Source organism: Bathymodiolus heckerae thiotrophic gill symbiont, assembly GCF_900128515.1.
In the GTDB taxonomy this organism is placed as follows: Bacteria; Pseudomonadota; Gammaproteobacteria; order PS1; family Pseudothioglobaceae; genus Thioglobus_A.
In genome coordinates this window covers 1-22,545 of sequence record NZ_FQTP01000015.1, presented here as the reverse complement: position 1 = coordinate 22,545, position 22,545 = coordinate 1, and the positions used below count along the sequence as shown (strand labels likewise).

23 protein-coding genes and 1 pseudogene are annotated in these 22,545 nt (G+C 38.7%); 6 read left to right on the top strand and 18 right to left on the bottom strand.

The genetic code is table 11. The features are described from left to right. Window positions 1-5: 5 nt before the first annotated feature. The gene (gene uvrA / locus BTHERMOSOX_RS03345) at window positions 6-2,834 is read right to left on the bottom strand and encodes an excinuclease ABC subunit UvrA (RefSeq protein ID WP_138119416.1); all 2,829 of its coding nucleotides are present in this window, start codon (window positions 2,832-2,834) and stop codon (window positions 6-8) included. Window positions 2,835-2,925: 91 nt separating this feature from the next. On the opposite strand from uvrA, the gene pyrH reads away from it, so the two are divergent. Together pyrH and frr are read left to right on the top strand one after the other, a co-directional pair. Further along, on the top strand, window positions 2,926-3,639 hold the full coding sequence (gene pyrH, locus BTHERMOSOX_RS03340; RefSeq protein WP_138119414.1) for a UMP kinase: 714 nt from the start codon (window positions 2,926-2,928) through the stop codon (window positions 3,637-3,639). Window positions 3,640-3,641: 2 nt separating this feature from the next. Next, complete coding sequence (gene frr / locus BTHERMOSOX_RS03335) at window positions 3,642-4,199, top strand: ribosome recycling factor (RefSeq protein WP_138119412.1); 558 nt, start codon at window positions 3,642-3,644, stop codon at window positions 4,197-4,199. 65 nt (window positions 4,200-4,264) lie between these two features. Here the strand turns inward: frr and BTHERMOSOX_RS03330 are convergent, their stop codons facing one another. Continuing rightward, window positions 4,265-4,636 (bottom strand): hypothetical protein, encoded by a 372-nt coding sequence (locus tag BTHERMOSOX_RS03330; protein ID WP_138119410.1) that lies wholly within the window; start codon window positions 4,634-4,636, stop codon window positions 4,265-4,267. 68 nt (window positions 4,637-4,704) lie between these two features. Between BTHERMOSOX_RS03330 and cmoB the strand changes: the two genes are divergently transcribed. From cmoB to bioC, 3 genes are read left to right on the top strand one after another with little or no spacing between them, the layout of a single operon-like run. Next, window positions 4,705-5,658, top strand: coding sequence for a tRNA 5-methoxyuridine(34)/uridine 5-oxyacetic acid(34) synthase CmoB (cmoB, locus tag BTHERMOSOX_RS03325; protein ID WP_138119408.1), 954 nt, complete (start codon window positions 4,705-4,707; stop codon window positions 5,656-5,658). 18 nt (window positions 5,659-5,676) lie between these two features. Then, on the top strand, window positions 5,677-6,561 hold the full coding sequence (locus BTHERMOSOX_RS03320) for a metal ABC transporter solute-binding protein, Zn/Mn family (protein WP_138119406.1): 885 nt from the start codon (window positions 5,677-5,679) through the stop codon (window positions 6,559-6,561). Then, complete coding sequence (gene bioC / locus BTHERMOSOX_RS03315) at window positions 6,549-7,337, top strand: malonyl-ACP O-methyltransferase BioC (RefSeq protein WP_138119404.1); 789 nt, start codon at window positions 6,549-6,551, stop codon at window positions 7,335-7,337. Before BTHERMOSOX_RS03320 ends, bioC begins: the two co-directional genes overlap by 13 nt. Before the next feature lie 21 nt (window positions 7,338-7,358). Here bioC and BTHERMOSOX_RS03310 read toward each other — a convergent pair whose 3' ends face one another. Genes BTHERMOSOX_RS03310 through BTHERMOSOX_RS03235 form a run of 16 tightly spaced genes read right to left on the bottom strand, consistent with a single transcriptional unit; the run spans window position 7,359 to window position 21,972 of the window. Then, window positions 7,359-7,604, bottom strand: a complete 246-nt coding sequence (locus BTHERMOSOX_RS03310; RefSeq protein ID WP_138119402.1) for an RNA recognition motif domain-containing protein — start codon at window positions 7,602-7,604, stop codon at window positions 7,359-7,361. Between the two features lie 15 nt (window positions 7,605-7,619). After that, window positions 7,620-9,074: an NADH-quinone oxidoreductase subunit NuoN gene (nuoN, locus tag BTHERMOSOX_RS03305; protein ID WP_138119400.1), complete on the bottom strand. Its 1,455-nt coding sequence runs from the start codon at window positions 9,072-9,074 to the stop codon at window positions 7,620-7,622. A gap of 5 nt (window positions 9,075-9,079) precedes the next feature. Next, window positions 9,080-10,585: an NADH-quinone oxidoreductase subunit M gene (locus tag BTHERMOSOX_RS03300; RefSeq protein WP_138119398.1), complete on the bottom strand. Its 1,506-nt coding sequence runs from the start codon at window positions 10,583-10,585 to the stop codon at window positions 9,080-9,082. Between the two features lie 2 nt (window positions 10,586-10,587). Continuing rightward, complete coding sequence (nuoL, locus tag BTHERMOSOX_RS03295) at window positions 10,588-12,552, bottom strand: NADH-quinone oxidoreductase subunit L (RefSeq protein ID WP_138119396.1); 1,965 nt, start codon at window positions 12,550-12,552, stop codon at window positions 10,588-10,590. Window positions 12,553-12,554: 2 nt separating this feature from the next. Beyond that, a complete protein-coding gene (gene nuoK / locus BTHERMOSOX_RS03290) occupies window positions 12,555-12,860 on the bottom strand; it encodes an NADH-quinone oxidoreductase subunit NuoK (protein WP_138119394.1) in 306 nt (101 codons plus the stop codon). After that, window positions 12,860-13,471: an NADH-quinone oxidoreductase subunit J gene (locus BTHERMOSOX_RS03285; protein ID WP_138119393.1), complete on the bottom strand. Its 612-nt coding sequence runs from the start codon at window positions 13,469-13,471 to the stop codon at window positions 12,860-12,862. The genes nuoK and BTHERMOSOX_RS03285 overlap by 1 nt, the downstream gene beginning before the upstream one ends. Window positions 13,472-13,482: 11 nt before the next feature. Then, entirely contained in the window at window positions 13,483-13,974 is a 492-nt protein-coding gene (gene nuoI, locus BTHERMOSOX_RS03280) for an NADH-quinone oxidoreductase subunit NuoI (protein WP_138119391.1), read from the bottom strand. 11 nt (window positions 13,975-13,985) lie between these two features. Then, complete coding sequence (gene nuoH / locus BTHERMOSOX_RS03275) at window positions 13,986-15,065, bottom strand: NADH-quinone oxidoreductase subunit NuoH (RefSeq protein ID WP_428992035.1); 1,080 nt, start codon at window positions 15,063-15,065, stop codon at window positions 13,986-13,988. Further along, window positions 15,062-17,314 carry an NADH-quinone oxidoreductase subunit NuoG gene (nuoG, locus tag BTHERMOSOX_RS03270; RefSeq protein ID WP_138119389.1) on the bottom strand — a complete coding sequence of 751 codons (2,253 nt, stop codon included), beginning with the start codon at window positions 17,312-17,314 and terminating at the stop codon, window positions 15,062-15,064. Before nuoG ends, nuoH begins: the two co-directional genes overlap by 4 nt. Beyond that, complete coding sequence (gene nuoF / locus BTHERMOSOX_RS03265) at window positions 17,314-18,582, bottom strand: NADH-quinone oxidoreductase subunit NuoF (RefSeq protein WP_138119387.1); 1,269 nt, start codon at window positions 18,580-18,582, stop codon at window positions 17,314-17,316. Before nuoF ends, nuoG begins: the two co-directional genes overlap by 1 nt. Next, complete coding sequence (locus BTHERMOSOX_RS03260) at window positions 18,579-19,052, bottom strand: NADH-quinone oxidoreductase subunit NuoE family protein (RefSeq protein ID WP_138119385.1); 474 nt, start codon at window positions 19,050-19,052, stop codon at window positions 18,579-18,581. The genes nuoF and BTHERMOSOX_RS03260 overlap by 4 nt, the downstream gene beginning before the upstream one ends. Window positions 19,053-19,055: 3 nt before the next feature. Further along, a complete protein-coding gene (locus BTHERMOSOX_RS03255; RefSeq protein ID WP_138119383.1) occupies window positions 19,056-20,309 on the bottom strand; it encodes an NADH-quinone oxidoreductase subunit D in 1,254 nt (417 codons plus the stop codon). 1 nt (window position 20,310) lies between these two features. Beyond that, window positions 20,311-20,925 (bottom strand): NADH-quinone oxidoreductase subunit C, encoded by a 615-nt coding sequence (locus BTHERMOSOX_RS03250; protein ID WP_138119381.1) that lies wholly within the window; start codon window positions 20,923-20,925, stop codon window positions 20,311-20,313. A 3-nt stretch (window positions 20,926-20,928) separates the two neighbouring features. Then, on the bottom strand, window positions 20,929-21,408 hold the full coding sequence (locus BTHERMOSOX_RS03245; protein ID WP_138119379.1) for a NuoB/complex I 20 kDa subunit family protein: 480 nt from the start codon (window positions 21,406-21,408) through the stop codon (window positions 20,929-20,931). Between the two features lie 3 nt (window positions 21,409-21,411). Continuing rightward, window positions 21,412-21,768 carry an NADH-quinone oxidoreductase subunit A gene (locus BTHERMOSOX_RS03240; RefSeq protein ID WP_138119377.1) on the bottom strand — a complete coding sequence of 119 codons (357 nt, stop codon included), beginning with the start codon at window positions 21,766-21,768 and terminating at the stop codon, window positions 21,412-21,414. Between the two features lie 45 nt (window positions 21,769-21,813). Next, on the bottom strand, window positions 21,814-21,972 hold the full coding sequence (locus tag BTHERMOSOX_RS03235) for a hypothetical protein (RefSeq protein ID WP_212744624.1): 159 nt from the start codon (window positions 21,970-21,972) through the stop codon (window positions 21,814-21,816). 243 nt (window positions 21,973-22,215) lie between these two features. Between BTHERMOSOX_RS03235 and BTHERMOSOX_RS03230 the strand changes: the two are divergent. Further along, window positions 22,216-22,545: pseudogene (locus tag BTHERMOSOX_RS03230) on the top strand (IS1595-like element ISBaz1 family transposase); the annotation flags it as partial.

Below are 22,545 nucleotides of genomic sequence, written 5' to 3'. Positions count from 1 at the left end.
GCTTATCAGTTTTTTGAATCAAGTAGTGACTTTAGATATTGTCCTGTATAGGATCCTTTAACTTCGCTAACTTGTTCTGGCGTGCCGGTAGCAATAATATCACCGCCCTTGTCACCGCCTTCTGGCCCTAGATCAACAATCCAATCGGCGGTTTTAATCACGTCTAGATTATGCTCAATAATTACAATCGTGTTTGCTCTTTCACGCAAGCGATTAATGACCGATAGCAGCTGCTTAATATCATGAAAATGTAAGCCAGTTGTTGGCTCATCCAAAATATAAAGTGTTTGGCCTGTGTCTAATTTAGACAACTCTTTTGCCAGCTTGATTCTCTGTGCTTCACCGCCTGACAAAGTAGTAGCGTTTTGCCCTAGGGTAATATATGACAAACCAACATCCATCAGTGTTTGTAATTTTTGATTAATCTTAGGAATGGGTTCAAAGAACTTTACCGCTACCTCAACCGTCATACTCAGCACTTCTGAAATATTTTTACCTTTGTAGGTAATTTCCAAAGTTTCACGATTATAGCGATCACCATAGCACACATCACAAGGCACATAAATATCTGGCAAAAAATGCATTTCTACTTTAATCAATCCGTCACCTTTACAGGCCTCACAACGACCCCCTTTAACATTAAAACTAAAGCGTCCTGCTTTATAACCTCGAGTTCTAGATTCGAGCGTTTGTGAAAATAAATCACGAATAAGAGAAAACATGCCTGTGTAAGTTGCTGGATTAGAGCGTGGCGTACGACCAATAGCACTTTGGTCAATGTTAACAATTTTATCAAAATACTCTAATCCATCGATTGAATCAAAATCCGCTGGTGTAGTTTGTGCACGGTTCAGATCACGAGCTGCCAATGCATATAAAGTATCATTAATTAAGGTTGATTTTCCAGACCCAGAAACACCAGTAACACAAGTCAATACACCTACAGGGATTGATAAATCAACATTGTTGAGGTTGTTGCCTCTAGCGCCTTTAATTTCAATCCACTGATCTGAAGTTTTACGCGTACTCGGTACCTCGATACTTTGTCTGCCACTAATATAATCACCTGTGAGTGACTTTGGATTATTGGCAATTTCTTCTGGCGTACCTACTGCAATGATTTCACCACCATGCATACCCGCACCTGGACCAATATCAATCACATAATCTGCTTGTTTAATCGCATCCTCATCATGCTCAACAACAATTACCGTATTACCAATATCGCGTAAATAGGTCAATGTATTAAGTAGTTTTTGATTATCTCGTTGATGCAAGCCGATAGAAGGCTCATCCAATACATATAAAACACCCATAAGACCTGCGCCAATTTGGCTAGCCAAACGAATACGTTGAGCTTCACCGCCTGATAAAGAATTTGCTCGACGATCAAGACTTAAATATTCAAGACCAACGTTGATTAAAAACTCTAGTCTTTGGATGATTTCACTTAGGATCTTATCGGCAATTTGGGCTCTTGAGCCTTCTAGTTTTAAGTCTTTAAGAAATTCATAGATATTGGCAATAGATAGCTTGGTAATGTAGGATAAATTTTGTCCACCAATAAAAACATTTCTAGCGGATTCGTTGAGTCGCTCGCCATTACATTCCACACAACTTTGACTAACCACGTAGCGAGATAATTCTTCACGAACAGAGCGAATCCCACTCTCTTCATAACGACGCATCATGCGTGGAATAACCCCTTCAAAAGGCTTGGCTTTATTAGACCAGCCCTTCCTGCCTTTTATTTTTGAAAAATCAATTTCATCCTCACCACTACCATATAAAACAATTTTTTTATGCTCATCACTCAACTCTTCATAGGTTGTTTCGATATCAAACCCGTAATATTGACCAACCAACATAAGCGTTTGATAGAAATAAGCATTCGATCGACCCCAGCCATAAATGGCGCCATCGGCTAAACTAAGTCCTGGATTAGCAACAACTTTTTCAGCATCAAACATATTCTTAACACCCAAGCCATCACAAGTTGAACAAGCACCCACTGGATTGTTAAAAGAGAAAAGTCTCGGCTCAAGCTCGGTTAATGAATAGCCACATTGAACACAAGAAAATTTAGCTGAAAAGACCAATTCATCCCAATCAGCCTCTTCGCCCATAGGTGCAATTCGAACCAGGCCACTACTTAAATTTAACGCAGTTTCTAAAGATTCAGATAATCGAGAAACAATATCTTCACGAATTTTAAGTCGATCAACAACAATCTCAATGGTATGGCGAGTTTTTCCGTTTAGTTCTTCCATCTCATCCATGTAGATTATTTCACCATCTACTCTAGCTCGTAAAAATCCTTGATGTGATAGCTCTTCTAGTAATTTCTTATGACTACCTTTTCGATTTTGAACAATAGGTGCCAACAACATGATTTTTTCACCCTCAGGTAAAGAGGTGATACTGTCAACCATTTGTGAAATGGTTTGCGACTCAAGATCAATCTCATGCTCAGGACATTTCGGAATACCTGCCCTAGCAAATAACAATCTTAAATAATCATAAATTTCAGTAATAGTACCAACGGTAGAACGTGGATTGTGCGAAGTAGCTTTTTGCTCAATAGAAATAGCCGGAGACAAGCCCTCAATATGATCAACATCTGGCTTTTCCATTAATGACAAAAACTGTCTCGCATAGGCTGATAATGACTCGACATATCGTCTTTGACCTTCAGCGTAAATCGTGTCAAAAGCTAATGATGATTTACCTGAGCCCGATAATCCCGTAATAACAACAAGCTTGTTTCTAGGAATATCAATATCGATATTTTTTAGGTTGTGAACGCGAGCGCCACGTATGCTGATCTGATCCATGAATGGTTAAATTATGTCGGACAAAGGGTTCATTATAACGAACAAGATAGGTAAAATCACTCTCTATTAACCAACCTTAAAGAATATTAGCATGGGAAAATACAAACGCATCTTATTAAAACTTAGCGGTGAGGCATTGGCCAGCTCTGACAACACCGTTGATCCAGAAACCTTAAACAGAGTTGTTGGTATTATTAAGTCTGTTCTAGATCAAGGTGTTGAAGTGGGCATTGTTGTTGGTGGTGGTAATATTTTTCGTGGTGCAGCTCTAGCTGAAGCAGGTATGAATCGTGTTACTGGAGATCATATGGGTATGCTTGCCACGGTAATGAACGCATTGGCCATCTCAGATTCATGTCGTAAAAATAATATTGACGTTTTAGTTATGTCAGGATTTCCAATTGGTGGTGGCGTTTGTGAGCCGATGGATCATAACAAAGCCAGGCAAGCGTTAAGTAATGGCACTGTGGTTATTTTTTCAGCAGGTACGGGTGCGCCTTATTTTACCACTGATACTGGCGCAACCCTTAGAGCGATTGAAATTGGCGCACAAGCTGTATTCAAAGCCACTAAAGTTGATGGTGTTTACACAGCTGACCCAATGAAAGATCCAACTGCGACACGCTACGATACGCTAAGCTTTGATGAAGCTATTGCAAAAAATTTACAAATTATGGACACTTCGGCATTTGCCATGTGTCGTGAACACAATCTTGAAATCTGCGTCTTTAGTATGCTTGAAGATACCAATACGTTATCAAATATTTTAAAGGGTGAAGCCCTTGGAACCATTGTAAGGAATTAATTATGTTAACTGAAATTCAACAAGATGCAAAAGATCGCATGGGTAAGAGTATCAACTCTTTAGAAAATAACTTTACTAAAATTCGCGCAGGTCGCGCACACCCTTCACTACTTGAGCAAGTGCAAGTTGAATACTATGGCTCAATGGTGCCACTCTCTCAAGTGGGCAATATTGTGGCTGAAGATTCACGCACACTTAAAGTATCCGTATGGGAAAAAGAAATGTCAGCGGCAGTTGAAAAAGCCATTATGACTTCAGATTTAGGTCTTAACCCTCAAACTATGGGGCAGGTAATTCGCATTCCTTTGCCACCGCTAACTGAGGAACGTAGACGTGACTTGGTTAAAGTCGTTAAAGATGAAGCTGAGAATGCCAAAATTGCCATCCGTAATATTCGTCGTGATGCAAATTCTGATTTTAAAGATCTATTAAAAGATAAAGAAATATCAGAAGATGAGGCAAGACATGCAGAGGACAATATACAAAAATTAACTAACGCCAGTGTTAAAGAAGTTGAAACCAAGCTAGCCGATAAAGAAAACTCTCTACTAGAAATTTAATCATTTCTTTGGACGTTAAAAAGGCCTGCTAATGCAGGCCTTTTTTAATAGCTTTGACAAATAATTTACTGACTCTTTACACAGGAGAAGTAATCCGCCCAACGCTCAGGTGAAAACAATGTGCCCATTGTATCAATTGGGCCTGTGTTAAACAAGAAACCGCCTGCTAATGCATCTTTAAATCTAGAGATATTATCATCCGACAAATCTAATGTTGCTTGACAAGCTTCATGAGCACTTTGAGTCACTGCAAAACCTGAAGGTGTTTGACCGATCACTTTAGACATATCGCTCAATGTCATTGTATCTGGCGCTTGCTCAGTAATCACAACTTTTCCAAAAATTGGATCTACAGGGCCCATGTCGCGATCATCACCACCGGCAATAATGCTTGTTGTTAATACCATTGCTGCTACAAAAGTTAATGTGTTTTTCATAATATTGTCCTTCTTCAAATAGTTTATAATTGTTCCTTTGATGCTATTATATATCACTCTGGTCTTGTATGCTTAAAGATTTTGAAAAACATTGTCAATCGACACATTTATCATCTATTTGTGCGCAATTAGTTGATTTATCAACTCTGGCCTTTGGCGTTAATAATGGCAACATTCCAAAATGGGAAGGCGCGATTATTGATATTGAAAGAAACGAGCTTGGTAATGTTAGCTTTAAACATCCTTATATTTCCATTGATACAAACATTAAACCTGATGAAATGATGCAGTCATTAAAAAAACTCATGCCTTGGCGTAAGGGTCCATATCAAATTGGCGATCTAAATCTGGATAGCGAATGGCGCGGTGATATGAAATGGGATCGACTTAAAAAGTCGATCAAACCTTTGCAAGGTAAAACTGTCTTAGACGTTGGCTCAGGCAATGGTTATTTCACTTATCTGATGGCTATGCAAGGTGCTGAAATTGCCATAGGCATTGAACCTTTTTTGCTATTTAATTTCCAGTTTCAAGCTATTCGCACTCTAATGAGCAGCCCACCCAATGCTTATGTATTGCCTTTAAAGCTCGAGCAAGTGCCACAAGAACCTTTATTTGATACGGTATTTTCTATGGGAGTTTTGTATCACCAAAAAAACCATATATTGCATCTTCAACAGCTTAGAGATGTCATGCAAGAGGGTGGTGAGCTAATTTTAGAAACGCTGATTATTAATCAAGAACATGGCGATCAAATCATTCCAAAAAATCGTTACGCACGCATGCGAAATGTTTGGTGTCTGCCTTCTATCGACACATTACACATGTGGCTCGAGCAAGCCGGTTTTAAAAATATAAAATTAATTGATGTCACTAAAACCACACCAGAAGAGCAACAAGCTACGCACTGGATTGGCGACAATACGCAGTCTATCAAAGATTTTCTAGATCCAAATGATGAAAATTTAACCATTGAAGGCTTGCCAGCACCTAAACGTGCAATCTTTATCTGTCAAAAATAAATACGTATAATTATGCCGATGATTCATCTTCTACTAGCCACACTATTTTTACTATCTACCAGTGCAATTTCAGCACCCAAACTTGTGGTTAGTATTTTACCAATTCACTCTTTAGTTAGCAACATCACCCAAGGTGTCACTAAGCCAGAGCTATTATTAACAGGCAATCAATCTGCACATCACTTTCACCTTAAGCCTTCACAACGCTCACTGGTTGAAAATGCTGACCTGATTATTGCTGTCCACCCACGCATGGAAGAAGGGTTGAATAAAACACTGAGTAACGTAGAGTCTGATAAAAAATTCTACATTGTTTCCCATGATGAGCATGATGAGCATGATGAGCATGATGAGCATGATGAGCATGATGAGCATGATGAGCATTCTCAGGATAGCCCGAATTATCATGTATGGACAAGTATCAACCACATGCAAGGATTTGCCAAAAAACTAACAGCTCGATTAATTTCAATAGACGTAGATAATTCAAAAAAATATCAGGAAAACTATTTGAAGCTTGGGCGTAAATTATCAGCACTTAAGCAAAATATAAAACAAATCTTAACGAATACCCAGCAGCCTATTGCTAGCTATTCAAATGCATTTGGACACTTTATTACTGAAAACCAGTTAAAGCAAACAACGCTAATTACCTCGAAACACGAGGAGCGATTAAGTATTTACAAAATCATTAAAGCTAAAAAATCTATACGCAGCAATAACACTAAGTGTCTTATCAGTACAACTGGTGTACCACTTAAACGCATTGATACGCTAACCAAAGGCTTAAATATTAGCACTGTACGTATTAATATTATGGGTAGTGAGTTTAACACTGGCACCGATCAATACTTCAAACTGATGAATAACATTGCCAACAAGGTAAATCAATGTCTGCAGTAAGATCGGCCTTTAATAAAGCCTCTGACAATTACAATGATCATGCTTTTTTACAAAAGGAAATTGCCTTAAGGCTTGATGAAAAGCTGGAAGTTATCACTTCAAGTTCAAATGTAATTTTAGATCTTGGTGCAGGTACTGGATTGTTAAGCACTGATTTACAAAAGCGCTTTGCAGACTCAAAAATCATTGCACTGGACTTTGCTCAAAACTCACTAAAAAACAACACATCAAAACACAAAATTTGCGCTAATGCTAACCACCTACCTTTGGCAGATAATAGTATTAATATTGTTGTTTCTAGCTTGATGATGCAGTGGTGCCCTGACTTAAAGCAACTGTTCTCAGAAATTCACAGAGTACTCGAAAATGATGGATTAATCTTATTCTCTACCTTTGGTCCAGATACACTTAAAGAGCTTAAAAAGAGCTGGTCAGTGGTCGATAATCAAACCCATGTTAATACCTTTACCGACATGCATGATATTGGTGATCAAATGCTCGGTGCTGGCTTTCAATCACCAGTCATGGAAATGGAAAAGCTCACCCTTACCTACCAAATCGTTACCGATCTATTAAGAGATCTTAAAGCCATTGGCGCACAAACGGTTGATGCTCGATCAAAATCTTTAATGGGTAAAGGTAAGTTCCAACTAATGATACAAATGTACGAGTCGTATCGACAAGATGGAAAGCTACCCGCTACTTATGAAGTGATTTACGGGCATGCCTGGAAGAGAGTAAATCCTATTGGAAAAATTGAAGTAAACAACACCTGATAAAAACTTTAAATTTTTAGGTTATTTGCCTGAATCTGCTTTTTTAACCCTAATCTTATTGCCATTAATTTCTTTGCCATTAAGCGCTTGTATAGCAACTTTAGCTTCTCCAACTTTTGCAATTTCAACAAATCCAAAGCCTTTAGAGGCACTTGATTTTTTATCTAACACCAATGTGCAAGACTGCACTTCACCATAGACTTCAAACAATTCTTTAAGTGCAGCTTCTGACAATGTGCGTGGTAGATTTCTGATCAATATTTTCATTTTCTAATACCTACTTTAAAACAACGAGATTGATAACTTCATCCAGAAATCTGGGAATATTCCAACTACTAAGATTAATACCGCATTAATAGACAAGATGAGTTTCATATCCATTGGCGCAGTGATGGTTATGTCTTGATCAGAGCCTTCGAAATACATGGATTTAACCACTTGTAAGTAGTAATAAGCACTGATAACTGCAAACACAACTGCGATCACCGCGATGGTAACAAACCCTGCAGAGATAACTTGCTGAAGGATAAATAATTTAGAGTAAAAACCAATGAATGGTGGCACACCAGCCATTGACAGCATGATAACTAACATCATCAGTGCAAACCAAGGCGAATGCTTACTCAGGCCTTTAAAGTCAGAAATTTTATCTGCTTCAAAACCTTGCTTGTTGAGAAGAATAATCATGCCAAATGCGGCCAAACTCATCAAGATATAAACCAATACATAAAATACTGCGGCACCATAGCCAGTAACAACACCTGTGACAAATCCTAATAAAATAAAACCAATATGGGAAATGGTTGAATAAGCTAACATGCGCTTAATATTAGTTTGCATTAACGCTACGACTGAACCTAGCACAATTGATAACAACGCCAATACCATAAATAAATCCGACCAATAAGCGTGCATAGCCCCCATACCATCAACCAAGATTCGTACCAACATTGCCACGGCTGCAATTTTAGGTGCGGTTGATAAGAACATGGTTACTGAGGTTGGCGCACCTTGATAAACATCTGGCACCCACATATGGAATGGCACTGCGCCGAGTTTAAAGGCAATACCGATAACTAGGAACACTAGGCCAAAATTAAGAATTAGCATTTCTCTAGATGCAAGAGTCGCATTAGCAGCAAAGGTGGCGATATCGCTAATATTAATACTACCACTAATGCCGTAAACCATGCTCATACCATATAACAATAAGCCTGATGCAATTGCACCTAGAACAAAATACTTAAGTGCCGCCTCAACAGCGCCTGCACGTTCTCGTGCAATGGCGATTAACGTATATAAAGATAGAGATAAAATTTCCAAACCAAGATATAAGGTTAATAAGCTGTAGCCTGAAACCATCACCATCATGCCTAGCATTGACAATAACACTAAGACAAAATACTCACCTCTAAACAGTTTATGCGACGTTAAGTAATGGCGCGTATAAACCAACGCAACCATGGTGGATCCAGCCATAAAGACTTTAAACACCGATGCCATATTATCCAAAATAAACGAACCGCCAAAGATAATTGCTTTTAGCTCGCCAATTAAATTAAAAGCTAATATTCCAGTAATCAATAAACTTAGCTGAGTTAGATAATAAGTAACTTGTTTGAATGGCTTGGTTAAAAATAAATCCAATAAAAGCACAACTACAATAGCGCTTAATAAAAAGATTTCAGGTAACGCCACCCATAAAGTTGAGGTATCAAATGTATACATATTATTCATAATTCTTAAAGTTTAGAAGTTAGGGCTTGATTTAATAAATGTTCAATGGTTACATGGATGACTTCAATCACTGGTTGAGGGTAAAGACCCATGGCAATAACAGCAATTGCTAGCACTGCTAGAATACCAAATTCTCTAGCATTAATATCTGACAAAGTTTCAACGGCTGGATTGGTGATTGCACCCCAGAAAACTCGTTTAACCATCCACAATGTATAAGCAGCACCAACAATTAGCGTACTACCTGCCAAAACGCCATACCAAATATTTGCCTGAACCGCACCCAAAATCACCATAAATTCACCGACAAATCCTGAGGTTCCTGGCAAGCCTGCGTTGGCCATAGCAAATAGCACAGCAAAACCTGTAAATTTAGGCATGGAATTAATCACACCACCATAGGTAGAAATTTCTCTTGAATGTAGTCGATCATATAACACGCCTACCACTAAGAACATTGCAGCCGATATAAAACCATGTGAAATCATTTGCACCATGGCGCCTTCAAGGCCCAATAATGCCGCTTCTGCAGCACCTGGCTTGTAAGCTAAGAATAATGCAAAGACACCTAAGGTGACAAAACCCATGTGCGAAATTGAAGAGTACGCAATAAGCTTTTTCATATCGCGCTGAACCAGCGCCACAAAACCAATATAAACAATTGCAATTAACGACAGAATAATAACAACTTCTGAAAACTGGTAAGAAGCATCAGGCGTAATTGGCAATGAAAAACGGAAGAAACCATAGCCACCCATTTTTAACATAATTGCAGCTAGTATCACCGAACCGCCTGTAGGTGCTTGTACGTGTGCATCTGGCAGCCATGTATGCACTGGGAACATTGGTACTTTAACCGCAAAGGCCATAAAGAATGCCCAGAATATCCAAGCCTGCTCTGCGGCAGTTAAGCTTAGATTATGCATGTCTAAGATAGAAAATGAACCGCCTTTGTTGTACATGTAGATGAGTGATACCAACATGAACACAGAGCCTAAGAAGGTGTACAAGAAGAATTTAATCGCCGCATAAACTCGATTGTTGCCACCCCAAACACCAATGATCAACAACATTGGAATGAGTGATGCTTCCCAAAATGCATAAAACAAAATAGCGTCGAGTGATGAAAATACACCAATAATCAAACCTTCCATCATCAAAAATGCAGCCATGTAATGAGCTGGTCGAGTTTTTATTACTTCCCAACCGGCAATTAACACCAGTATGGTGGAAAATGTAGTGAGGATAATTAGTGGCATTGAAATACCATCAACACCCAAATGATAGTAAATATTGAATTGAGAAATCCAAGAAGCTTTTTCTTCGAATTGCATGAGATGCGTATTTGAATCAAACTCGGTATACAAACTCAACGATATGATGAATACCAAAATAGAAACAGCAACACTAATCCAACGTGCTGTATTAGCACGCTCGTTACCGATCAATATAACTAAGACGCCTGCAAAAATTGGCAGCCAAATTAGTAAACTTAATAATGAATTATCCATCGCTACAGCTCAAGTAATGGGCGCTCACCTGCAAACAGCACCCAAGTTAAAATAATTAATAAACTAACAATCATGAAAAAGGCATAATGATAAACATAGCCTGTTTGGATTGGTCGAACCACTGATCCTATAAAGCCAACAAACCTAGCACTACCATTAACAACCATTTTATCAATTAAGCCAGAGTCTGATACTTTCCAGAGGAAATTACCCAAATTTTTAACCCCTTTAACAAATACAATATCATTAAATCGATCAAAGCCGTACAAAGATTCAAGCACGTAATTTGTGCGATGGAACTTGGTTTGAATCCAAGTGGCCCACTGCGTTTTATATAACGTTAACACCCAAGCACTAGCGATACCAGCGACCATCATCCAGAATGGTAATGTTTGAAGTGCATGCGGAATCATACCGGCAGCGCCATGAAATTCTTGTTTTAGGCTTGCCATTGAAGTGTGATTAGCAGCAACGGTAATTGCATCATCTAACCAACCATTAAATAGCATTGGATTAATAGTGAAATAACCAATTGCTAGCGAAGGAATTGCTAAGGCAATCAGCGGCAATGCAATACTCATGGACGATTCTTTAACATGCGACTGCGTGTGCTCGTCCATTCTAGATTCGCCATGGAAAACCAAGAAGAACATTCTTAAAGAATAGAAAGCAGTAATAAATACGCCTGCAATAACACCAACATATACCCAGTCAGCGAATGGCAAACTTGAGAAATGTACCGCTTCAATAATCATATCTTTTGAATAGAAGCCAGAAAATCCTGGAAAACCAATAAGTGCTAAAGTTCCAATTAGTGCCGTCCAATAAGTGATTGGCATTTTTTTACGCAAGCCGCCCATTTTTCGAATATCTTGTTGGTGATGTAAGGCAACAATAACCGATCCGGCTGCTAAGAAAAGCAATGCCTTGAAAAAAGCGTGTGTCATTAAGTGGAAAATTGCAGCTGAATAAGCACTCACACCTAGGGCAACTGTCATATAACCCAATTGAGAAAGTGTTGAGTAAGCCACCACTTTTTTAATGTCATTTTGAACAATACCTAATAAGCCCATAAATAAAGCAGTAATTGCACCAACTACCATCACCACCATTAATGCTACTTCACTAAGCTCAAACATTGGCGACATGCGTGACACCATAAAGATACCTGCAGTTACCATGGTAGCAGCGTGAATCAATGCCGAAATTGGTGTTGGACCTTCCATAGAGCCTGGAAGCCATACATGCAAAGGCACTTGTGCTGACTTACCCATTGCACCAATAAACAATAAAATACAAATAACAGTAATCACTGAAGCGCCGTCAAGCATAGTAACGCCCACAACATTGCTTAGGCTGGCGAATACTTCCACATAATCCAACGAACCAAAATACATTAACACCAATGCAATACCTAAAAGAAAACCAAAGTCACCAACGCGATTCACCAGGAAGGCTTTAAAGTTAGCTTCAACAGCACTTTCTTTATGATGCCAAAATCCAATTAACAAGTATGACACAAGGCCTACCGCTTCCCAGCCGAAGAACAACTGCATGAAATTATTCGACATAACCAAGATAAACATTGAGAATGTGAACAATGAAATATAGCTAAAGAATTTAGTATAGCCAGTATCGTCATGCATGTAGCCAATGGTATAGATGTGCACCATCAGAGATACAAACGACACAATCACCAGCATTACGGCAGTTAGGTTGTCAATCAAAAATCCAACGCTGATGTTCAAATTGCCGATTTGCATCCAGGTATAGATGTTTTCGTTAAATACATCACCGCCTTCAAGCACATGATGATTAAACACATATAAAGATAAAATAGTAGAAACCAGTACACCCAAAATAGTCACAACGTTGGTTGCCATTTTTCCTAATAACGAGCCTAAAAATCCGGCAAAGATTGCACCAACTAAGGGTGCTAATGCAATGATTAAATAAATTTTCTCCATCACTACCCCTTCAAGCTATTAGTAACATCAACATTGATCGAGCCGCGAACCCTAAACAACAATGTTAAGATAGCAAGACCAATTGCCACTTCTGCAGCAGCCACTGTTAGAATGAAAAATACAAAAATTTGACCTGCTTCATTGCCTAAAAAATGCGAAAAAGCAATAAAGTTTGTATTGACCGCTACCAAGATAAGCTCTACACACATCAATAATGTAATGATATTGGTACGGTTAATAAAAATTCCTACCAAGCCGATACAAAAAATGATGCTGCTTAATATCAAGTAATCACTCAAACTGACCATTATTTTTTCTCCTTAGATGGCGAGGCAATAGTCACAAGTCGCACTCTATCTTTAGCGCGCACATTTACTTGCTCTGAAACATTTTGCTTCTTGTGAGTTGACTCTTTTTTACGCACCAAGGTAATGGCAGCAATAATTGCAATTAGCAATAAAACTGCCGCTAATTCAAATGGATAAACATAAGTTGTGTAAAGCTGCATGGCTAAAACGGTAATATTACTATAATCAGCACCATGTCTTTCTGGCGAAGGCATGATTTCTAGCCCAAACTGTGCGCCACCTAATACTAGGGTCATTTCAGCAATAATAATTAACGCAACGATTAACCCCAAAGGCAAGTAGCCTGCAAACTTTGCACGCAAGGTTGACTTGTCAATATTAAGCATTTTGATGACAAACAAGAACAGTACCATAACAGCACCTACATAAACCAAAATTAGCGTAATTGCCAAAAATTCAGCTTCCAATAAAATCCAAATACTGGCTGCAGAAAAGAAGCCTAAAACTAAAAATAGCACTGCTTTTGCTGCATTACGAGCAAAGATCATTGCCAGTGATGAGGCAATAAACCAAAATGATAAAATATAAAAAATTATTTGTTCAGAGCTCATTAACTTTATCCTTATCGATATTTAGAATCCTCAGATCTGGCCTTGCTAATTGCCTGTTCATTATCATTGCCTACTTCTAATAGGCGCTCTTTGGTCATAATACTGCCATCTCTTGACTCAAATGCATAGTCAAAAATTTGTGTTTCAACAATCGCATCAACTGGACACGCCTCTTCACAAAAACCACAAAAAATACATTTAAATAAGTCAATGTCGTATTGAGTTGTACGGCGTGTGCCATCTTCTCTCATTTCTGATTCGATGGTAATGGCATTAGCTGGACATACCGCCTCACAAAGCTTACAGGCAATACAACGCTCTTCGCCATTTGGATAGCGACGTAATGCGTGCAACCCTCTAAATCTTGGTGAAATTGGTGTTTTTTCTTCAGGATACTGAACAGTAATTTTAGTATTAACCAACTCTTTGACTGTAATTTTCATACCTGTGCGCAATTCGCTCAGAGTCAGTGTGTTTACTAATTTTTTTAAGCCATTAAACATCTAATTATTCCCTATGAAAACCATGGTCCGATTTGAAGTTGAGTCATCAACGCAACAACAAAAATCCAAACAATCGTAATTGGTAAAAATACTTTCCAGCTTAAGCGCATAATTTGATCGTATCTGAAACGTGGGAAAGTTGCTCTTACCCACAAGTACAAGAACATAAAAAAAGTAGATTTTAGTAACAGCCAAATAATGCCAGGCACCCAGGCAAATGTAGACTCTAATATGCCAAGCCCTTCAAACGGAGAATGCCAACCACCAAAAAACATTACCACAGCTAGTACCGCCATCAAAATCATGTTGGCATATTCTGCCAAGAAAAATACTGCAAAAGTCATGCCTGAGTATTCAACATGCGTGCCGCCTACAATTTCAGATTCACCCTCAACTACATCAAATGGTGCACGATTGGTTTCTACCAAAGCAGAGATAAAGAAAATAATCATCATTGGAAATAATGGAATAAAATACCAATTAATGATTCCGCCTTGTTGATCTGCCACAATTGTATTCAAGTTAACACTACCAGCAATCATAACTACAGTTACCAAGGCGAAACCAATTACGATTTCGTATGAAACCAATAATGATGCGCTTCTTAATGCGCCTAATAATGGATATTTCGAGTTGGATGCCCAACCTGCTAAAATAATACCGTACACGCCGATTGAGCCAATAGCCAGCACATATAGTAAACTCACATCAAGATTAGTGATGTAAATCCCTTCATCAAATGGAATAACTGCCCACACTGCAATTGCAGGTGCAATTGCCAAAATAGGTGCCAGCAAGAATAAGTAAATATTAGCCTTGCTTGGGAATATAATTTCCTTAGTCATTAGCTTTAATGCATCTGCTATGGGCTGCAACCAACCTTTAGGGCCAACTCGGTTTGGGCCGATTCTAAGCTGCATATAGCCAATCACTTTACGCTCAACATAAGTAAAGTAGGCAACGGTTAATAGCAACGGCATAATTAACGCCATGGCTTTAATTAAAATAACAACAATGTTGGCGATATTACCATCAAACCATGGCATCATCTCGTGCACACCCAATACGAAAGATTGCCATAACTCCATCATTTCAAGCCCCCTATATTAGTTGCTTGATTACTGCTAACAAAAACACACTGATCTGCCATGGTCTCGATTATTTCAACTGGCACACCCAAATAAGAATCCTTGTCACTTAATGATAGTATTTTTGCAGTAGATGCATTCATTGAAGCTGTGTTTATTTGCCCAATTTTACTGACGCTTAATGAATCAGCATGCCTTAACAATACATCTGACTGATAAGGAGAATGCATCCAAATAGTCTCAACTAATGTTGTTCGATCACCCAAATTAACACTTGTATCGTGCTCGTGAGATTGCACTGATTGATGAGAGATGCCCTCCATCACCTTAGCTGAATTCTCATAATGAAATCCTGGTAATTCTAGCAAGTCAGCTAACACTTTTAATATTTTCCAAACTGGTTTAGCTTCGCCAGGCGCACTAACAGCAGCCGAGAATGATTGCATTTTTCCATCAATATTCATATGCGTGCCTGAGGTTTCAAACATAGCTGCCATTGGCAACATAACATCAGAATACTGCGACACCAGTTCATTGCTAAAGCTATTTAACGAAATAACAAATACATCATTTTTTGATAAAGCACTCAATGCAGTTGCTGAATGATGGAAATCATATTCAGGATAAATATCTAATAGCAAAAATGCACACATATCAGCTTCAAACATTTCATTGGTATTCATGCCAGTGCTATTTGGCACAAAACCCATTTGCTGTGCGCCAATTGAATTTGCAGTGGCAGTTAAATTTAATGTAGTGCTGTTTGTTAATTTTGCAATTTCAGCCGTTAAATTTGAAATACTACTAGCTTGTGCATTGTTAATTAAATGCTCGCCTAATATCAGTACCGAATTGTCAGCCTCTAGCAATTCATTAGCAAGCTCAACTGTTTGCTTATTCGGGCTCACTGCTAACAAGTATTCAGGTAATTCTTGTTGAGCCTTGTCTAATAATATTTTTAATACGCCGGCCAAAGTATTGGCTATTTCACTTGGCGCTATAGCATTGCTTTTTACTTTGTAGTTGTAGTCAAAGTCTTTTACGTTTAATGCTGTTATGTTGGCACCAGATAACTGTGCTTTACGCAACCTATGGTTGATCATTGGTTGCTCTAAACGCAAATTAGCGCCAATAATAAGCCCGTAATCAACAGCTTCAAGGTCAGCTAGTGCCATTGTAGATTTAAGATGAATAGTATTATTTAAATTTTTAACGTTCAAACGATGATCAATATTCTCACAACCCATCTCTCGCAGTAATTTTTGCATTAAATACAACTCTTCAAGCGTGGCTGTATTTGATGCCAATCCACCTAATTTTGCCATGTTACGACTATTAAGAATATTGCGATTTAAACCCTTAACAGCAAAATCTAGTGCAACATCCCATTCAACTTCTTTCCACTGACCCTCTACTTTAATTTGAGGAGAGAGCAATCTATTTTCATGCGACAGACCTTCATAAGAAAAGCGATCTCGATCTGAAATCCAAGTTTCATTAACGGCATCGTTATCGCCTGATACCACACGCTTAACATTACCCTTATAAGTCTGTGCGTATAAATTTGAGCCGACTAAATCATGGCGAGCAATACTCTCAATTGAGCTCATCTGCCACGACCTAAGTTCATATCTAAATGGCTTAGAGGTTAAAGCGCCTACTGGGCATACATCAATCATGTTGCCAGAAAGCTCAGAGGTAATACCTTCGGCCAAGAATGGCTCAATTTTTAATTCTTCACCTCGACCAGTAGCACCCATTTCCATGATACCGGCAATTTCATTACCAAAGCGCACGCAACGTGTACAGTGAATACAACGAGTCATGTCTGTTTGAATTAGTGGGCCGATATCACTTGGCGCAACAATGCGTTTGCCTTCACTAAAGCGAGAAACGTCAGAGCCGTACTCTACCGCCACATCTTGCAATTCACACTCGCCGCCTTGATCGCAAATTGGACAATCTAATGGGTGGTTAATTAATAAAAATTCCATTACCGCTTTTTGCGAAGCAACGGCTTTTTCATTTTGGGTATGAATTTTCATGCCTTCGGCAATTGGCGTAGAACAAGCTGGCTGAGGCTTTGGCGCACCTTCTACATCAACCAGGCACATACGACAAGATGCCGAAATTGATAATTTTTTGTGGTAGCAAAATCTTGGAACGCTAATACTCTCTCTATCAGTTACCGCAATCACCATTTCGCCTGGCTCAGCATTAACCAGTTGGCCGTCAATTTCAATTTCTACCATTATCCTTTCACCATACTTTTGCCGTGTTCAATGTAGTATTCAAACTCTTCACGGAAGCATCGAATAAAACTCTCAACCGGCATTGCAGCTGCATCACCTAAAGCACAAATTGTATTACCTTGTATTTTTTCTTGCACACCTAATAACAGATTAATATCATCAGCTTTGCCTTTGCCATCCATAATACGTTTTAGAACTCGATACAACCAGCCTGTTCCTTCACGACACGGCGTACATTGCCCACAAGACTCATCATAATAAAAATGTGCTAATCGGGTCAATGCTTCAACCATACAAGTTGATTCATCCATAACAATAACTGAGCCTGCACCAAGCATAGAGCCTACTTTATCGATACCATCATAATCCATGGTCATACCCATAGCAACTTCTGCAGTTAATACGGGGGTTGAAGATCCGCCTGGAATAACAGCCTTTAATTTAGCACCATCACGCATACCACCAGCAAGCTCTAATAATTCTTTAAATGGCATACCCATTGATACTTCAAAGTTTGCAGGCTTAGCCACATGACCAGACACTGAAAACAACTTAGTGCCGCCAGAATTTGCCACACCCAAATCAGCAAACCATTGACCGCCATTGAGCATAATATCCGGCACTGAAGCAAAGCTCTCGGTATTGTTGATCGTTGTCGGCTTACCAAATAAACCTACATTCGCTGGGAATGGTGGCTTAAATCTTGGCTGGCCTTTTTTGCCTTCAATAGATTCTAACAAAGCAGTTTCTTCACCACATATATATGCACCTGCACCTAAATGTGAATATAAGTCAAAATCAATTTTTGACTTATTAATATTCTTACCTAATAAGCCTGCATCGTACGCTTCTTTTAAGGCGCCTTCAAAACGATTAAATGGTTCCATGAACTCACCACGGATATAGTTATAACCAACCGTTGCGTTCATCACGAAACTACCAATAGCCATACCTTCAATTACCGCATGTGGATTGAATCGTAAAATATCACGATCCTTGCAGGTGCCAGGCTCACCTTCATCAGAATTACAAACAATGTATTTTTGACCTTGCGCATTGCGTGGCATAAAACTCCACTTCAATCCTGTTGGAAATCCTGCGCCACCACGCCCTCTTAACCCTGATGTTTTTAATTCATTTATAATTTGTTCAGGCGTGTATTCGCCTTTTAGAATTTTACGCCACACACTGTAGCCACCACTCGCTTCATAATTTTCTAATGACCAGCATTGATCTTTGTCTATGTTTTTAAAACAAACTTCATTCATTTTAAACCGTCCACAATTTCGTCAATTTTATCCGTGGTTAAATTCTCATAATATTGATCGCCAATTTGAAACATTGGCGCACCAACACACGCACCTAAGCATTCTACTTTTTTAACGCTAATCAATCCATCTTTAGTGATCTGACCAGTTTTAACACCTAATTTAGCCTCAAGATGCAAGATCAAATCATCTGCGCCATTTAGCATGCACGAAATATTATGACAAAAACGTATAATGTGTTTACCTACAGGCTGATGATTATAGTTTTCATAAAAAGTAGCCACTTCAGCTGCTGCAATACCCGGCATATCAAGATAATCAGCAACCGCTTGAATCAAATCATGACTCAACTGGTTGTTATTTTCCGCCTGGACAGCCTTTAAAGCTTCCATCACTGCCGAGCTCTGCTTACCTTGAGGATATTTTGTAATCCAGCTATCTATTTGTTTTTTTGCGTTATTTGAAATCATAATTTATCTGTCGATTTCTCCGAAAACGATATCCTGCGTGCCAATAATAGTTACCACGTCAGACAACATATGCCCCTTGGTCATTTCATTCATTGAGGCTAAATGCGCAAAACCTGGCGCTCTGATCTTAACTCTGTAAGGTTTATTAGCGCCATCTGAAATTAAATAAATACCAAACTCACCTTTAGGATGTTCAACTGCACGATATACCTCGCCTTCTGGCAGTGAATAACCCTCAGTGAATAATTTAAAATGATGAATTAGCGACTCCATGTCGTCTTTCATGTCTGCACGCTTAGGTGGTGCAACTTTTTTATCATCGCTCATGACCGAGCCAGGATTGGCTTTAAGCCAAGTTACACATTGTCCAATAATTTTATTTGACTGACGTAACTCCTCCATACGCACCAAGTAACGATCATAACTATCGCCCGTGGCACCAATCGGAATATCAAACTCTAGTTTGTCATAAACTGCATATGGCTGATTTTTTCTAAGATCCCAAGCAACACCAGAGCCTCGCAACATTGGACCGGTAAAACCTAATTGCTTGGCACGCTTTACAGAAACAATGCCGATATTAACTAGGCGCTGTTTCCAAATTCGGTTTTCTGTTAATAAGTCGTCATATTGCTTAATATGACGCGGAAATTCTTTAACAAAATCATCGATAAAATCCAACAAAGAGCCTTGACGATTTTCATTCATCTTTTCGATTTCTTTATCAGTACGTGTGTCCGTTTTTAAATATTTAGGCATTTTATCTGGCAGGTCACGATAAACACCGCCTGGACGATAATAAGTTGCATGCATGCGTGAACCTGACACTGCTTCATAGCAATCAATTAACTTTTCGCGTTCGCGAAATGCATATAGAAAAATACTCATTGCGCCCACATCTAATGCATGTGTGCCTAGCCACATTAAGTGATTTAAGATACGAGTAATTTCATCAAACATCACTCGAATATACTGGGCGCGTTCTGGCACCTCTAATTCAAGCATGGTTTCAATTGCCATAACATAAGCATGCTCATTACACATCATCGACACATAATCTAATCGATCCATATAACCAATAGACTGATTGTATGGCTTTGACTCTACAAGCTTTTCAGTGCCACGATGTAATAATCCAATATGCGGATCAGCGCGCTCAATGACTTCGCCATCAATTTCTAGAATTAGGCGTAATACACCGTGCGCTGCTGGATGTTGCGGACCAAAGTTAAGTGTATAGTTTCTAATTTCAGCCATGTTATTTTCTGATTACCTTTGGAACGCTAATATTTGGCTCGATGCTTACTTTTTCATAAACAACACGACCTAGCTCTTCATCATAACGCATTTCTACTTCACCAATCATTGGGAAGTCTTTACGCAATGGATGCCCGACAAAACCATAGTCAGTCAAAATTCGACGTAAATCTGTATGGTTTTCAAACAAAATACCCATTAAATCGAAGGCTTCACGCTCGTACCAATCAGCCGATGCCCAAATATCAGTAACAGACTTAATAATTGGTTCAGCTTCGTCAACAAAAGCTTTAACGCGGATACGATAATTCTTACTGACAGAGAGCAAATGGTAAACAACTGCGAAACGCTGTTGATGTCTGTCTTCACCACCTTGAGCACTTCGACCTCTAGAATATCCAGAATTGCTTGCATCTCCCACCCATTCAGACTGTCCATAGGTTAGATAATCAACGCCACATAAGTCCATTAATGTATCGAATTCTAGTTTGTCGCGCAACTTTAAGCAAGTACCAATAATATCTTCACTGGCAACAATCAATGTTAACTCACCATAAGATGAAGTAATATTGCTAGAGTCAAAAAATTCTTCTAATTGTTCTAATAATTTTTGCATAGTCTATGTACGTGCAATAGTATTGGTGCGATGAATTTTGTCTTGCAATTGCATGATGCCATAAAGCAGTGCTTCCGCTGTTGGCGGGCAACCAGGCACATACACATCAACCGGAACAATACGATCGCAGCCGCGAACCACCGCATAAGAATAATGATAATAACCACCGCCATTTGCACATGAACCCATGGAAATTACCCATTTGGGTTCCGGCATTTGATCGTAAACTTTTCTTAATGCAGGTGCCATTTTGTTGGTTAAAGTGCCAGCAACAATCATTAAATCTGATTGACGTGGCGTTGGTCTAAATACAATACCAAAGCGATCTAAGTCATAACGAGAAGAGCCTGCTTCCATCATTTCTACGGCGCAACAGGCCAAACCAAATGTCATTGGCCACAATGAGCCTGTTCTCGCCCAGTTGATAACACTGTCAAGAGAAGTGGTAACAAAACCTTCTTTCATTAACCCTTCAATAGCCATGACTTACTCCCACTCCAGCGCTCCATTTTTCCACTCGTAAATAAAACCAACAACTAATAAAAATAAGAAAATACTCATGGCAATAAAGCCAAACCAGCCTAAATCTGATTGAACTACCGCCCAAGGAAAAACGAAAGCTACTTCTAAATCGAATAAGATAAATAGAATAGCAACTAAATAATAACGCACATTGAAATACATGCGTGAATCTTCAAACGGAGGAAAGCCACATTCAAACTGAGAGCTCTTCTCTTTATTAGGCTTACTAGGGCTGAGCAAATAACCGATTAACATTGGTCCTGCGCCAAAGCCAAGGCCTAATACAATAAACACAATAATGGGTAGATAATTCTCTAACATAGTTGTATTTTATCAAAAATAAGTAAATAGTTAATTATATCCAATTTATCTACTTATTAACACTATCTCTGCTAAATCAATCACATTTTTTGTGGTGTCATTTTGTTGTATATTGATATTCATAGGAACAAACTCTGGAAAGGATAATTGATACTCCCCCGCTTTTAACTGAGAAAATATTTGCCCAAATTCATCAGTAAACACATCAAATTGATTTTTTGAGGAATGCGATTAGAAAAGTACCCAAAAATTCAAAAGCAATTAATTCCAAGCGACCATAAATACTTTCAATATTAAGAAAAATATCCAGTGCATGTTGACCAGATTTGTAACCCTTCTCACTGTGCAAAATATCACCAATATAACGCCTGCTAGATTCTAAAACAATATAATTATTTAAGGGTCATGACAACCCAAGCATATTTAAAATCATGTTAAAGTACCGTTATGAAAGTAAAAAATAAGTATGTAAATCGTTCCCGTATTTCAGAGAAGAGATTTAGAGAAATAATTAAGTATTTTTCTCTTGATTTGAACGCAGTTCAAATCAAGGAATTAACAGGATTGAGCAGACAAACAATCAACAAATATTTAACCGCTATTAGGCTTAGAATTGTAGAACTATCCATACTTCAATCTGCCCCACTAGTGGGGCAGATTGAAGTCGATGAAAGCTATTTTGGCGCACGGCGCGTCCGCGGAAAACGCGGCCGTGGCGCCTTAGGGGAAACCATTGTTTTTGGCTTGCTAAAAAGAGGTGATAAGGTTTATACTGAG